This is a genomic window from Delftia sp. UME58 (assembly GCF_014170385.1).
Classification (GTDB): domain Bacteria; phylum Pseudomonadota; class Gammaproteobacteria; order Burkholderiales; family Burkholderiaceae_C; genus Comamonas; species Comamonas acidovorans.
This window is the reverse complement of the sequence record NZ_LZZV01000020.1, coordinates 21,242-34,998: the sequence shown is the minus strand read 5'-3', so window position 1 is coordinate 34,998 and position 13,757 is coordinate 21,242. Positions and strand designations below refer to the sequence as shown.

The window sequence follows — 13,757 nt, the reverse complement described above, 5'->3', positions numbered from 1 at the left end:
GCCGTGGTGGCAATGCGCGCACGGCCCGTGCCCTCAGTCCGCCGCGCACGCCTGCCTCTCAGATGCGCGGCGTGTAATGAGCGTGAACATGACGTTGCGCGAGTCACCGAAGTCGTTGCTGCCGTTTTGTTCGACAAAGCCGGGGATCCAGTAGCGCTTGTCGAAGACGTTGTTGAGGTTCATGGCTAGAGCTGACTGCATGTGGTGACGGCGGCGCAGCGGGATGTGTTGTGGCCGGTAGTCCGTATCTACGGGCAACGATGACCTATTTTGCCATTTGCTCAAGAGTTAATCTTGGGCAATCTTGGCACTCCCTTGGAATATTTTCAAATATCACATCATTTCCCACCATGATGTTATTCATTGGCGGTTCAAGATACCAATATATTGAGCCATTCAGCCAAAGATCCACCACAGCGCTTTCAGAAATAAGTCTGCCTGTTTTTACTTCATACAGACGCACAGTCATGGGCATTTTCATCTGGTGATAAATCAGTTTCTGGGCCAATGGCACGTAATAGTACTCAACCCTGTAAACGCCGCGCGGGCTGATGCTCTCACCTTGTTTCCTTGGTGTCATGAAAAGCAAAAGCAATACCGCAACCGCCACTCCCAGGATGATAAATATCCATTTTTTACTATATTTGACTTTCACAAAATCATCTCCTGAGCATCCCTTATATAAAACCCCGGTTAGATCACCCAATTTCCAGGATTTATCGGACTTTGCGAGAGTTGCTGGACCGCTCTCCCGGCGAGCGCTGTCTGGGCCTGATCGCCGCCGCCGATGCGCTCAAGCTGGGCCATGTCAGCGGTGTGCCGCCCCATGTGCAAGAGGGTGGGATGCGAGCTTTGCGCATGTGACTGATGCAATCCCGCAGGCCGCGCCCGTTCCGGCAGATCGAAAGCTTTCTCCCAAGGAATTGCAGGCCACGTGCAGGTATGCATTCGACCGGATTTTCAGATAGGGCAAGCAGTGCAATAGTGCTCGCCCCGATCCGCATGGGTTCTTGATGCGCCCTGTGCAGCACGCCTCAGGTCGGCGTATCCACGTCATCCCAGTCATTGCCCTCGAATCGCACCAGCCAGTTCAGCGCATGGTGGCGCTCCATGAGCACGTCGGCGCTCAGCCCGGCTGGCGCGGGCTGCTGTTGCACCTGGGCCTGCCGCACGATCCAGTGCAGGCGGTAGTGCTGGTCCAGGGCGTCGAGGATTTCGCTGTCGGGCCGCATGCGTGCGGCATGCAGGGCGCCCGCCTGCAGCAGGGTGCGCGAGGTGAGCGGCACGTCGCAGATGGCGTCGGGGAACGGCAGCGTATCGACCAGGCCCAGCGCCCATTCCAGCAAATACGCGGCTTCGTAGCGCCAGCCGAACTTGGCGATGGCCTCTTCGGAGGGCCGGGCAGTGGCCATGAACTCGCGCTCGTTGGGGGTGAGCGCGGCCTGGGCGGCCGGCAGGCGCTGGAACAGCTGCTCGGGCGTGAGTGGTTCACCACCGTTCAGTGATTCGGCGCGCACGGCCACGGTGAGCAGGGCGAAGGCGCGGGCAGCGATCTCGTCGGGTGCGCGCATGCGCAGTTCGGGCTCGGAGATCAGCGGCGGCAGGCTGGCCGCTGGCGTGAAGCCGCGCTGCGCCAGCGCCTGCTCGCTGCGCTGCTTGCGCTGCCAGGCCTGCTGCGGATAGGGCAGCGCAGCCTGGTCATCAGGCTCGGCGCCGTTGGCATCCAGCAGGATGCGGCCTTGCGGGTCGCGGATGCTGCCGTCATTCAGAAAGGCGATGGCGTTGGCGCGCTGTGCCCAGCCGGCAAAGGCATCGAGCTGGGCCGGCGCAATGCCCAGGCTCAGGTGCTGCTGCACGCGCTGGATGTGGCGCATGGCGTGGTAGCGGTTGCGCGTCATCTGCCCATCGCCGCGCCCCAGCACATAGCCGACAAAGCCGGAAAGATGGGGCGCCAGCTCAGGGTCCGAAAGATCACGGCGCCCGGCCAGCGTGTGCGGAAAGTCAAGCGCGGGAAAGTCCCAGACGGTGCAGTAGGCGTTGATGAGTACTTCGTCTTCTGCGGCATCCGACTGGGGTTCGTGCTGCTGGTGCTGGGTTTGCTGGTGTTCCTGTTGGCGAGCGGGCTCGGGGGCGGGCTTGCTGAATGCGGTCCTGAGGCGGGCGAGGAGGTGTTTCATGTTCACGGGCTTGGTTCCGGGATTGCTTGCGGGATTGAGAACAGCAGGAATCGCCCTGCCTCTTGGCCACGGTACGGCCTGCAGATGGCGGGTGACTCAGCCTCCCAGCTCCAGCACCGCCATCCGGTCATACAGCGTGGCCCGCGAGATGCCCAGCTGGCGCGCCGTGGCCAGTTTGTTGCCGCTGTTGGCGGCCAGGGTGGCGGTGATGGCCTTGCGTTCCAGCTCGGCCACCTGCTGGGCCAGGGGGCGCAGCAGGTCGGTGTCGGCGGGGCTGTTGTGGGCAGGGGACGGGGCGAGCGCAGTCTCGGGGCCGGGCGCGGGGGCGGCGGGCTCCACGCCGGATGAGCGCAGCACTTCGCGCAGTTGTTCTGCGTTGATGGCGGTGTCTTCGCTGCGCATGGCGGCCTGCTCCAGCACGTTGCGCAGCTCGCGGATGTTGCCGCGCCAGGTCTGGCCAGCCAGCAGGGCCAGGGCGTCGGGCAGCAGTTCTGGCGGGGGCATGTCGTTGCGCAGGGCCAGTTCTTCGGAGAGGACTTCGACCAGGGCCGGGATGTCGCGCCTGCGTTCGCGCAGCGGCGGCACGCGGATGGGCAGCACGTGCAGGCGGTAGAAGAGGTCTTCCCTGAAGCGGCCGTCACGCACCATCTGCGGCAGGTCGCGCGAGGTGGCGGCCACCACGCGCACGTCAAAGCGCACGAGCTGGTTGGAGCCCAGCGGCTCGATCTCGCCCTCCTGCAGCGCGCGCAGCAGCTTGGCCTGCAGGTTCAGGGGCATGTCGCCGATTTCGTCGAGGAACAGCGTGCCGCCGTCGGCCAGCCTGAATTTGCCGTCGCGCGGCTTGCGGTCTGCGCCGGTGTAGGCGCCGGGGGCAACGCCGAAGAATTCGGCCTCCAGCAAGGCATCCGGCACGGCGGCGATGTTGACGGTGACGAAGGGGCCGCCGGTGCGGGCCGATGCCGCGTGGATGGCATGGGCCAGCAGTTCCTTGCCGGTGCCGGTTTCGCCCAGCAGCAGCACGGGGCTGAGCGACTGGGCCGCGCGGCGTGCCTGGCGCTTGACCTCCACGGCCGCCGGGCTGCTGCCGACAAAGCTGGCAAAGCTGTATTTGGCGCGGCGCTCGCCCTGCACGGCCACGCGCAGGCTGCGGTTGCGCTGGGCGGCCAGCTCGCGCCGGGCCTCGTCCAGGTCGCGCTGCAGAACGGCGAATTTGCTGATGAGGGGCTGCAGCGTGGTCTCCGGCTGGTCGAAGAGCACGATGCCGATGGCGCCGATGACCGCGCCCGCATCGTCCTTGAGCGGGATGCGGCTGACCACGAAGGTGCCGGCGCGGTTGGTGAGCAGGTCGATGAGCACGGGCTCGCCGGTTTCCAGCACGCTGCGCATGCGGGTGTTGGGGATGACGTCCTCGACCATGTGGCCCAGGAAGTCGTCCACCGAGGCCACGCCCAGGTCGGGCAGGAAGCGCTGGTAGCCCTCGTTGACCCAGACGATGCGCCCTGCCCTGTCGGCCAGGAACATGCCCTGGCTCATGGTGGAGAACAGCTGGAACATGGAGCGCGCTGCCAGCGCGAGGATGCCGTCGGCATCGAGCGGCAGGGGCTGGACCAGGGTGGGTGTGGGCGGCATGGATGGCATCCTAGCCGAGTCGCCTTGAGTCCCCTTGAGATCCCTTTTTGCCGCCTGCGGGTCTGCCGCGCTCAGCCCTGCGCGATGGCGACCTGGGCGCAGATGGCGCGGCACATCTGCGCCGCCTGCGCGTTGGCGATGAAGTAGTAGATGCTGACGCCTTCGCGTCGCCGGCCCAGCACGCCGGCCTGGTACAGCGTGTTCAGGTGCTGGGACATGTTGGGCTGCGTGGTGGTGATGTCGGCGAGCAGTTCGGTCACGTTTTTCTCGCCATTGCACAGCACGCTGATGATCTTCAGGCGCACGGGCGCCGCCATGGCACGGAACAGCTCCGCAGCGCTCTCGAACACGCTGTCGTCGCTCAGGTCCATGCTGTCATTGCGGCTGTCCATAGGCGTCTGTCATCCTGGTAATGGCGGGTGGGCAGGAGGGCCGGCATGCTCGCCGCCCCATCGGGCTAGTTTATAGCCCGCAGGGCGGCAGCGCAGGCTCGGCCCGGCTCGGGCTCGGCTTGATCTACGGCAAGGCGCCGTGCCATCGCTCAGAAATCAACCGTGGCCGACAGCATGAAAGTGCGCGGTGCGCCCAGACCCAGGCTGGTCCACAGCGGCGTGGCCCAGTAGGCCTTGTTGGCCACGTTGGTGATGCTGCCGCGCAGCGTGAGCGGATGGCCGGCCGCCGTGGTCACATAGCGCGCGCCAACGTCGAACACGGTGCGGCCCGGGACGGACAGCGAGTTGTCGGCATTGATGTACTGCCTGGAGGCCGTGGTGGCATTGGCCGTCAGCGTCAGGCCCTGCAGGGCAGGCACGTCCCACTCCACGCCCAGCTTGCCCTGCAGCCGGGGCACGCCCGCCGCCAGCTTGCCCTGGTTCACGCCGCCTGCCGTGCGGGTGAGCTTGGGCTGTACGTAGGCAATGCCGCCCATCAGGCGCACGCCCGTGGCCACGTTGCCGAAGAAGCCCCATTCCACGCCCCGGTTGCGTTGCTCGCCGGCGAAGGAGAAGACGTTGGAGACAGGATCGGTGTAGCCGTTGGGGCGCTGGATCTCGTAGAGGCTGAAGGTGTGGGCGAAGTCGCCCAGGTCCAGCTTCAGGCCCAGCTCCTTTTGCCGGGATTTGTAGGGAGCGAACACTTCGCCCGCGTTGGCCGCCGTCATGGGTGCGGTGGCGCCCTGGCTCAGGCCTTCGATGTAGTTGGCGTAGACCGAGACACGCTCGCTGGCCTTCACCAGCAGCGCGGCGGCGGGCGTGGTGGCGCCTTCGTCATAGCGCGCGGTGCGCGCGCCCGTGGCCACGTTGAAGGTGTCGCTGAGCACCTGCTGTCGGCGCAGGCCCAGGGTGAGCTGCACGCGGTCCTGCGCAAAAGACAGGGTGTCGGCCACGCCGATGCTGGTCAGCCGCAGTTCGGTGCGCGAGATCGGGGGCGCGTTGAAGCTGGTGGCCGGGCCCCAGACGGGGTTGTAGATGTTGGTGATCCAGTCCTGGGCCAGCACGTTGCGGCGGCCGAACTGCTTGTCGGTATGCGTGTAGTAGGTGGCGTTGAGCGCCCACTGGTGGCCCACGCCGGCCGTGTTGAACTTTCCCTTGAGGCCGGCCTCGGCCGACTTCTTGTCCATCTCGAAGCCCAGGTCGGCCAGGTTGGTGCGGTAGTCGCCGGCCGTGTTGAAGACCTGGATCAGGTAGGCGCCCGTGGAGCGGTACCGGGTCTTGCTGGTGCCCACGGCGGCATAGGCCGTGACGCTGTCGCCCAGGTCGAGTTCGCCGCGCACCATGGCGCCCTTGTCCTTGGTGTCGTAGAAGGCCCAGCTGGGGTTGAGCAGGGTGTCGGCCTTGGGCGGCCTGGGCACGGGCAGGCCTGCGGCCAGGTTGATGCCGCGGTTCAGGCCGTCGGTGCGGTCATCGCTGCTGTACAGGTCGGCCGACAGGCGGGCACGGTCGCCACGCCAGTCCAGGCCCAGCGAGGCCAGCCGGGTTTCCTTTTCCTGGTGGTTCACGGCGCCGTCGCCGTCGCGCAGCACGCCGTTGAAGCGGATGCCGAACTGCTTGCGCTCGCCAAAGCGACGGCCCAGGTCGAGGTGTGCGCCCAGTTGCGCATCGGACATGAAGGAGGTGGTCAGCCGCGTGAGCGGCTCGTCGCCCGCGCGCTTGGGCACGAGGTTGACCGTGCCGCCCACCGAGCCGCCGGGCGGCATGCCGTTGAGCAGGGCCGAGGGGCCCTTGAGCACGTCCACCCGCTCGAACATTTCTGGCGATGCGCGGTAGAACGGCGCCACGCCGAACAACCCGCCAAAGGTCACATCGCCAATGCTGGAGCTGAAGCCGCGAATGGAGTAGTTCTCGCTGATGATGCCGGTCATGCCAGTGCTGAACACGGTGGGGTCGGCGGCCGAGATCACGTCGGTGATGTCGCGGGCCTGGCGGTCGGCCATGAACTTCTCGGTGTAGCTGATGGTGTTGAAAGGCGTCTCCATGAAGTCCTTGTCGCCCAGCAGGCCCATGCGGCCGCCGGTGGAGACCTGGCCCCCGGCATAGGCTTCCGGCGCCTGCTGAGCCTGTGCGCGCACGGTGACGGCGGGCAGGAGCACGCCGCCCTCCACGGGCGCTGCGGCGTTGCGGTCGCGGCCCAGGGTATAGCTGCCGTTGGCCTCGCGCAGCGCGCGCAGGCCCTGGCCGCGCAGCAGCTCGGCAAAGCCTTCGGACACGCTGTAGCTGCCCGACAGGCCGGCACTGCTGCGGCCTTGCAGCAGGCTGGAATCCACCGTCAGCTCCACGCCGGCCGCTGCGGCAAAGGCGTTGAGCGCCTGGCCCAGCGGACCGGCGGGGATGTTGAAGGCGCGGCGGGCCTCGCCGGGTGCCGCCCCGGAGGCAGCTCCAGATGCGGCCCCCTGGGCAGCCGCCTGCGCCAGCGCGGACGGCATGGCCACGGCCAGGCCGCCCAGTGCCAGGCCCGCCATGCAGAGCATTTGCACGGCGATGGCCGTGTGCCTGGAGGCAAAGGCCGGGTGCGGCAGGGCGCGCGATGCGCCGTTCTGCGCGGGGCGGGATGGATGGCGTAGTGCCATGCGGGACTCCTTTCGATTCGGGTAGGCGTTGGGTGTTTCACCTTGTCTTCCGAACGAGAAAGCCAAACCCTCAATCGAGAATGCGATCAATTTGCAACCGCAGTTGCCACCGGGCCCGCGCCCGCTGCTGGCGCATCGCCGTAGCCCTTGAGCACGTCATCGACCATGAGCTTCACCGAGGTCACGCTGGCCGCCGTGACGTACCAGGCCTCTGAATCGACGAAGACCACGCGGTTGTTCTTCCAGGCACGGGTCTGGCGCAGCAGCGGGTTGTCCATGCCTGTGGCGTCCATGCCGGGGCGGCGCTGCATGATGGCCGTGCGGTCGATCACGTAGAGGATGTCCGGGTTGGCCTGCTGTATGAATTCGCTGGAGACGGGCTGGCCATGCAGGTCGGCCTCGGCCGCCGTGCTGGCGGGCTTGACGCCCAGTGCGTTGAAGACAAAGCCGTAGCGCGACTGCGGCCCGAACGAGCTGAAGGCGCCGTTGTTGTGCATGACGATGAGGGCCGTCTCCGCACGGCCGTCGGTGGCGCGCTTTGCCTGGGCAACCTTGTCGTCCATCTCGGCGGCCTTGGCGCGCGCCAGGTCCTCCTTGCCGAAGATGCGGCCCAGGGTCAGCAGATGATCGCGCACGGTGTCCAGGTGCCGTGCGCCGCTGTTCCTGAAGTCCACATCGAAATGCAGCGTGGGCGCAAAGCCGGACAGCTCCTGGTAGGCGCTGGCCTGGATAGGCGAGATCAGCACCAGGTCAGGCTTGAGCGCATGCACGCGCTCCAGGTTGGGCTGGACGATGGAGCCCAGGTCCTGCACGCCGGCATCGTCCTTGTACCGTGCCAGGAAGTGGGGCACGAAGTCCTTGGGCATGCCGGCAATGGGCACGCCCAGCTGGTCGAGGAAGTCGGCCTCGTTCATGTCCAGCGCGGCCACGCGCTGCGGAAGGTGCTCCACCACCGTGGTGCCCAGCTGGTGCTGCACGGTGACGGGCTTGAACCCGCCGGCCGCCGCCTGCGGCGCTGCGGGCTGTGCCGACGGGGTGGCGGGCCGGTCGCAGGCCGACAAGGCCAGGGCAGCAGCCAGGGCCAGGGCCAGGGCCAGGGCCAGCATGGAAGCGTGATGGGGAATGCGGAACAGACGGGTCACGGGCTTTCTCTCCTGAAAAATGGAATGCATTGCGTTGACGGTTTTTGGAGGCTTGTGGGCACGCTCAGACCCGGTCGCGCCCGCGCACCATGAGCGCGAGAAAGTAGCTGCCGCACACCAGGTTGACGAGGATGCCCACCGACGTGCGGTAGTTGAAGACATGCTCCACCGCGAGTTGCGCCGCGATGAAGATGGACACGGCCACGGCGCAGCCCAGCGGCAGCGTGACCCGGTGGCGTGCCGTGCCCGCCAGCGCATAGCTGATGTGGGCCACGAAGATGCCCATGAAGGCCGTGGGCCCCAGCAGGCTGGTGGACACCGCCACCAGTGCTGCAATCAGCGCCAGTTGCAGGCGCAGCTGGCGCTGGTAGTGCACGCCCAGCGAGATGGCCTGCTCGCGCCCCAGGGCCAGCACATCCAGCACGGGCAGGCTGCGCCGCACGATCACGCAGGCCACGGCCACGATCAGCGCCGACCACAGCAGCTGCGCAGGCCGCGCGCGGTTGAACGAGGTATAGCTGTAGCCCTGCAGCACCGAGAATTCGCCGGGGCTGATGCGCAGTTGCACGAACTGCGTGAAGGTGCCGATCACCATGCCCAGCACCAGGCCCAGCAGCAGCAGGAAGTACACGTTGTCGCGGCCCCCGCCCAGCAGCCAGCGGTGCAGGGCCCAGGAGTAGCCCAGCATGCAGGCCACCGACAGCCAGAAGTTGCCGCCGGGCCCCAGCACCACCAGGCTTTGCACGCCCATGGCCAGCACCAGCAGCGCCTGCAGCAGCAGGTAGACCGCCTCGTAGCCCATGATGGCGGGCGTGAGGATGCGGTTGCCCGCAAGCGTCTGGAAGACGATGGACGACAGCGCAATGCAGATGCCGCCGATGACGATGGCCGACAGCCGCGTCAGCCGCCGTGCAATGACGTAGCCGAAGTCCAGCCCCGAGCCCAGGAGCACGAAGCAGGCCGCCAGCGCGGCCACCACCACGGCAGCCGCAATCCATGCGGTTATGTGAGGCAAGGCCTTGCGCATCACGGCCTCCTGCGCAGGATGAGCGCCAGGAAAAGCACGCCGCCCACGCCGCCCACCGTCAGGCCGATCGGCACCTCGAAGGGGTGCATGATCAGCCGGCCCACGATGTCGCAGGCCAGCAGCAGCGAGGCGCCGCTGAGCGCGACGATGGGCAGGGTGCGGCCCAGGTTCTCGCCGCAGCGCAGGGCCACCAGGTTGGGAATGACCAGGCCCACGAAGGGAATGGCGCCCACGGTGATGACCGTGGCCGAGACGGTGACGGCCACCAGCACCAGGCCCAGCGTGGCCAGCGCCGGATAGCTCAGGCCCAGGCTGGTGGCCATGCCCTCGCCCATGCCCAGCACGGTGAAGCGGTGCGCAAACGCATAGGTGAGTGCCACGATGGGCACGATGAGGTAGATGATTTCGTAGTGCCCCTGCACGATGCGCGAGAAGTCGCCCAGCAGCCAGCCCTGCATGCTTTGCAGCAGGTTGTGGCGAAAGGCGTAGAACTCGGCGATGGCGCTGAGCACGCTGCCGTACATCAGGCCCACCACGGGCACCAGCACCAGGTTGCGCAGGCGCATGCGGCGGATGATGGCCACGTACAGCAGGCTGGCGCCCAGGCAGAACACCAGCGCGAACACCATGCGCCAGGCCACGCCCCACGCGCCCGAGGTGAAGGCCGAGGCGGGCGCCACCGTCAGCGACACCAGAATGCCCAGCTTGGCCGCATCCAGCCCGCCGCAGGTAGCAGGCTCCACAAAGCGGTTCTGCACGATCTGCTGCAGCACCACGCCGCACACCGACAGACCTATGCCCGTGAGTACCAGCGCTGCCAGGCGGGGCAGCCGGCTGGCCGTGAGGGTGAGCCAGGCATCGCCCGACAGCGACAGCAGCTGCCCCCAGTCCACCTGCCGCGCGCCGGTGAGCACGGATGCGCAGCACAGCGCGGCAAACGGCAGCAGCCATGGCACCAGGCGCGGGGCCTGCGTCTTCGTCCCTGGCTTCGCAAGCGGGTTCAACGAAGGTCCTCGCCCGTGTCCGTTCCCGTGCGCGTTCCCGCAATGCGCCAGCCCTTGGCGGCGCGCCGCCGCGCCAGAAAGCGCGCGTACAGGCCCTGGGCATGCGCCAGCTGCTGCGGCGGGCCCTGCTCGCTGACGCAGCCCTGGTCCAGCACGATGATCTGGTCGGCCATGGCCACGGTGGACAGTTGGTGGGCAATCACGATCAGCGTGCACCGGCCGCGCAGCCGTGCCAGCGCCTGGGTGATGGCGGCCTGGTTCTCGGCATCCAGCGCGGCCGTGGCCTCATCGACCAGGAGGATGGGCGCATCCTTGATGAGCGCGCGGGCAATGGCGATGCGCTGGCGCTCGCCGCCCGACAGGCGCGCCCCGCCCTCGCCCACCGGCGTGTCCAGGCCCTGCGGCAGGCGCTCGATGATTTCGGCCACGCCGGCCTGGCGCGCGGCTTCCATCACCTCGGCATCGCTGGCCTGCGGGCGACCCATGCGGATGTTGTCGGCAATGGAGCCCTGAAAAAGGTAGCTGTCCTGGAAGATCTGGCTGATCTGCCCGGCCAGCCGCTCGCCCGCGATCTGGCGCACATCCATGCCGCCCACCAGCACGCGGCCCTGCTGCACATCGAAGAAGCGCGCGATCAGCCGCAGCACGGACGATTTGCCAGAGCCCGAGGCGCCCACCAGGGCCGTCATCGAGCCCGGCTCCACGCGCAGGCTCAGGCCGCGCAGCACCTCGGGCTGGCCCGGCGCGTAGCGGAACACCACGTCGCGCAGCTCCACCGAGGCATCGCGCGGCGCCTGGGGCACGGCAGGCTCGGGCAGCGGCTGGACCGCGAGGATGTCGCGCACGGCATCGAGCTGCACGCGCGCGGCGCGCAGCGAGTCGGCGTAGCCGGCCACCTCCAGCAGCGGATCGACATGGCGGCAGGCCAGCAGCAGGGCCACGATCACGGGAATGGCGGCGGCCATGCCCATGCCCTGTGCGGAGGCGGCACCCAGGCTCTCGTCCAGCCACAGTGCGCCGGCCACCAGCAAGGCCGCAAAAACGGCCTGCACGGCCCAGCCGTTGAGCACACCAGACAGCGCAGACAGGCGTATGGACTGCGCGCCCGATGCGCGCTGCCGGCCCAGGGCCTGCTCCAGCCAGCGTGTGCCACCGCCTTCGCCGTTGAAGGCGCGCAATACCGACTGCGCCTGCGCAAACTCCACCATGCGCTGGCTGGCGCCGGCCATGCTGCGCTGCAGGCGCTCGTCGGCGCGGCGGGCCATGCGCGCCGTGGCCCACAGCACGGCGGCCAGCAGCGGCAACGCCAGCAGCGCGATCAGGCCCATGCGCCAGTCCAGGGCAAACAGCGCGGCCACTACGGCAACGGGCGCCACGGCGCCGCTGAACACGGGCGTGAACACATGGGCGGGCAGCTGGGCCACTTCCATCATTCCCTGCGAAACGACGTGATTGAGCCGGGCCGTGTTCTCAGGGGTGAACCACCCCACGGGCAGCCTGGCCACATGGTCACCCAGGCGGTGGCGTGCCACGCGCAGCACGGCGGCGCCCAGGCCCAGGCCGGCTTTTTCCACCTGGCGCTGCCAGGCCCAGCACAGCACCACGCCGGCCAGCAGCACGGCCAGCCAGGCCGCGGCACCACGCACATCGCCCGCCAGCAGGCGCGACAGCACAGGCACAAGAGCGGTGACGACCAGGCCGCCGAGCAGGCCATGCAGCACGGCCATCCAGGCATAGCGGCGGAAAAGCCGGGCATCGTCGCCCAGCAGTTGCATCAGGGTCTTCAGCATGGCGGCAGCTCCGGGGCCAGGGCGGGGGTGAAAGGCTGGGCTTGCGTGGGCGGGGGTGCATACCCGCCCAGCGCCCACAGCCGTGCGTAGCGTCCGCCCAGCGCCAGCAGCTCGGCATGGCGGCCGCGCTCGCGGATGGCTCCGCCCTCCACCACCAGGATCTGGTCCGCATGCATGACGGTGTCCAGCCGGTGGGCGATGACCAGCAGGGTGCGTCCGGCGGCCAGGCGCGACAGGGCTTCCTGGATGGTGGCCTCGCTCTCGGCATCGGCGGCGGCCGTGGGCTCGTCCAGCACGAGCACGGGCGCATCCAGCAGCACGGCGCGCGCAATGCTCACACGCTGCTGCTCGCCGCCGGACAACTGGGCGTCTTCGCCGATCACGGAGTCATAGCCGCGCGGCAGCGCCAGGATGCGTTCATGGATGTGGGCGGCGCGCGCCGCTTCTTCCACCTCTTGCGCGCTGGCCGAGGGCCGGCCCAGCGCAATGTTCTCGCGCACGCTGGCGTGCACCAGGCGCACGTCCTGCAGCACAAAGGCCAGGTGGCGGTACAGCTGCCGGGTCTCGATCTGCCGCAGGTCCACCCCGCCCAGCGTGATGCGCCCTTCGTTCGGGTCGAAGAAACGCAGCAACAGCCGGGCGAGCGTGGACTTGCCCGCGCCCGAGGCACCGACCACGGCGGTCACCGTGCCGGGCCTGAGCGTGAAATCCATGCCCTTGAGCACGTCATGCCCCGCCTCGTAGGCATGGCCAACGCCTTCGAAGCGGACTTCGCAGCCTTGGGGCAGCCTGCATTGATCGGCGGCCGGTTGCTCCAGCACGGGCGTGCGCAGCAGCGCCTGCACGCGCTGGGCGGCGCCCGTGGCGTGGTTGAGCGCATGCAGGTTGAAGCTGAGCAGCTGCAGCGGCGCGCTGATGCCCGGCGCCACCAGGGCAAAGGGCAGCACGTCCACGGGCGCCATCCAGCCCAGGGCCGTGAACAGCGTGCCGAAGGCCAGCACCACGCCCAGCACGGCCACGGGCGCGATCAGCGCATTGGCATTGGCGCGCGCCGACACCAGCGGGCGCGCAAAGCCGAGGAAGGCGTCGGTAAAACCATCGACGGCCTCGCGGTAGCTGCCATGGGCGCGCCCGCTGGCACCAAAGGCCTTGACCACGGGAATGCCGTGCACAAACTCCACCACGGCGTTGTTGATGCGCGCCAGCCCCGCGCCAAAGGCCGGCATGTGGGCGCCGCTGGCCTGCATGGCATGGCGCATCACCAGAAAGAAGATGCCGAACGGCAGGGCGGAGACCAGGGCCATGCGCCAGTCCATGGCCACCAGGTAGACCGCAGAAGCGGCCACCGTGCCCGCACCGCGCCCCACCGTGGTGTAGAAGTGCGCGGTCAGCTCGTGCAGGGTGGCCACGTCGTCCTGCATGGCCTGCTTGACCTGGCCCGAGGCCCGCTCGGTAAACCAGCCCAGCGGCACGCGCGCCAGCCGCTGCATGGCCGACAGGCGCAACTGGTGGGTGAGGCGGTTGTCGGCCAGATGGGCGACCAGCTCGCTCGACGACACCAGGGCCATGCCCGCGAGCAGGCAGGCAAGGCACAGCGCGATGACGCGCCAGGCCTCGGCCGCCACCATGCCGCCATCGGCCAGCGCCAGCCGCGCGATGTGGGCAATGCCGGCCAGCGGTGCCAGCGCCAGCACGGCGCCCGCAAACGACAGCAGTGCGGCAAGAACAAGCTGCGCGCGGATGGGCTGCAGCGTTTGCGCAATGGGGCCGGGGCCGGCCTGGGCGTCATCGGCCTCGGTGGAGTGCATGGGATTTCCTGGAAGGCATGGCGGGACAGAAAACAAGGGCTCTTGCCTGTCTTCCGAACGAGAACGCCAAACCCTCAATCCGCAGGGCAAGGAAGTTGAATCAGCCGGTAACGGGT

Annotated in this window: 12 protein-coding genes; 1 reads left to right on the top strand and 11 read right to left on the bottom strand. The window is 68.1% G+C overall.

Annotated features, from left to right (window positions below; all coding sequences use genetic code 11):
- Window positions 1–33: 33 nt before the first annotated feature.
- Both A9976_RS07375 and A9976_RS07370 read right to left on the bottom strand, forming a co-directional pair.
- Window positions 34–183 carry a TonB-dependent receptor gene (locus A9976_RS07375; protein ID WP_232245885.1) on the bottom strand — a complete coding sequence of 50 codons (150 nt, stop codon included), beginning with the start codon at window positions 181–183 and terminating at the stop codon, window positions 34–36.
- A gap of 82 nt (window positions 184–265) precedes the next feature.
- On the bottom strand, window positions 266–655 hold the full coding sequence (locus tag A9976_RS07370) for a hypothetical protein (protein ID WP_310889377.1): 390 nt from the start codon (window positions 653–655) through the stop codon (window positions 266–268).
- Between the two features lie 71 nt (window positions 656–726).
- On the opposite strand from A9976_RS07370, the gene A9976_RS07365 reads away from it, so the two are divergent.
- Window positions 727–864, top strand: a complete 138-nt coding sequence (locus A9976_RS07365; protein ID WP_183018458.1) for a hypothetical protein — start codon at window positions 727–729, stop codon at window positions 862–864.
- A gap of 170 nt (window positions 865–1,034) precedes the next feature.
- On the opposite strand, the gene A9976_RS07360 is transcribed toward A9976_RS07365, so the two are convergent.
- From A9976_RS07360 to A9976_RS07320, 9 genes are all read right to left on the bottom strand, one after another.
- Window positions 1,035–2,177, bottom strand: a complete 1,143-nt coding sequence (locus tag A9976_RS07360) for a DUF4272 domain-containing protein (RefSeq protein WP_183018457.1) — start codon at window positions 2,175–2,177, stop codon at window positions 1,035–1,037.
- 96 nt (window positions 2,178–2,273) lie between these two features.
- Window positions 2,274–3,806 (bottom strand): sigma-54-dependent Fis family transcriptional regulator, encoded by a 1,533-nt coding sequence (locus A9976_RS07355; RefSeq protein WP_183018456.1) that lies wholly within the window; start codon window positions 3,804–3,806, stop codon window positions 2,274–2,276.
- A 71-nt stretch (window positions 3,807–3,877) separates the two neighbouring features.
- Window positions 3,878–4,198, bottom strand: a complete 321-nt coding sequence (locus A9976_RS07350; protein WP_183018455.1) for a helix-turn-helix transcriptional regulator — start codon at window positions 4,196–4,198, stop codon at window positions 3,878–3,880.
- Between the two features lie 149 nt (window positions 4,199–4,347).
- On the bottom strand, window positions 4,348–6,870 hold the full coding sequence (locus tag A9976_RS07345; protein WP_183018454.1) for a TonB-dependent receptor: 2,523 nt from the start codon (window positions 6,868–6,870) through the stop codon (window positions 4,348–4,350).
- An 86-nt stretch (window positions 6,871–6,956) separates the two neighbouring features.
- On the bottom strand, window positions 6,957–8,012 hold the full coding sequence (locus A9976_RS07340) for a siderophore ABC transporter substrate-binding protein (RefSeq protein WP_310889376.1): 1,056 nt from the start codon (window positions 8,010–8,012) through the stop codon (window positions 6,957–6,959).
- Window positions 8,013–8,076: 64 nt separating this feature from the next.
- Window positions 8,077–9,039: an iron chelate uptake ABC transporter family permease subunit gene (locus A9976_RS07335; protein WP_183018453.1), complete on the bottom strand. Its 963-nt coding sequence runs from the start codon at window positions 9,037–9,039 to the stop codon at window positions 8,077–8,079.
- Window positions 9,039–10,043 (bottom strand): iron chelate uptake ABC transporter family permease subunit, encoded by a 1,005-nt coding sequence (locus A9976_RS07330; protein ID WP_310889375.1) that lies wholly within the window; start codon window positions 10,041–10,043, stop codon window positions 9,039–9,041. The genes A9976_RS07335 and A9976_RS07330 overlap by 1 nt, the downstream gene beginning before the upstream one ends.
- Window positions 10,040–11,833: an ABC transporter ATP-binding protein gene (locus tag A9976_RS07325; RefSeq protein WP_183018452.1), complete on the bottom strand. Its 1,794-nt coding sequence runs from the start codon at window positions 11,831–11,833 to the stop codon at window positions 10,040–10,042. Before A9976_RS07325 ends, A9976_RS07330 begins: the two co-directional genes overlap by 4 nt.
- The gene (locus tag A9976_RS07320) at window positions 11,827–13,641 is read right to left on the bottom strand and encodes an ABC transporter ATP-binding protein (RefSeq protein ID WP_183018451.1); all 1,815 of its coding nucleotides are present in this window, start codon (window positions 13,639–13,641) and stop codon (window positions 11,827–11,829) included. The genes A9976_RS07325 and A9976_RS07320 overlap by 7 nt, the downstream gene beginning before the upstream one ends.
- Window positions 13,642–13,757 lie beyond the last annotated feature (116 nt).

Bases quoted from the DNA above. Each gene is read 5' to 3' on its own strand.
- A9976_RS07375 (WP_232245885.1), bottom strand. From the start codon at position 183: ATGAACCTCAACAACGTCTTCGACAAGCGCTACTGGATCCCCGGCTTT.
- A9976_RS07360 (WP_183018457.1), bottom strand. From the start codon at position 2,177: ATGAAACACCTCCTCGCCCGCCTCAGGACCGCATTCAGCAAGCCCGCC.
- A9976_RS07355 (WP_183018456.1), bottom strand. From the start codon at position 3,806: ATGCCGCCCACACCCACCCTGGTCCAGCCCCTGCCGCTCGATGCCGAC.
- A9976_RS07350 (WP_183018455.1), bottom strand. From the start codon at position 4,198: ATGGACAGCCGCAATGACAGCATGGACCTGAGCGACGACAGCGTGTTC.
- A9976_RS07345 (WP_183018454.1), bottom strand. From the start codon at position 6,870: ATGGCACTACGCCATCCATCCCGCCCCGCGCAGAACGGCGCATCGCGC.
- A9976_RS07335 (WP_183018453.1), bottom strand. From the start codon at position 9,039: ATGCGCAAGGCCTTGCCTCACATAACCGCATGGATTGCGGCTGCCGTG.
- A9976_RS07325 (WP_183018452.1), bottom strand. From the start codon at position 11,833: ATGCTGAAGACCCTGATGCAACTGCTGGGCGACGATGCCCGGCTTTTC.
- A9976_RS07320 (WP_183018451.1), bottom strand. From the start codon at position 13,641: ATGCACTCCACCGAGGCCGATGACGCCCAGGCCGGCCCCGGCCCCATT.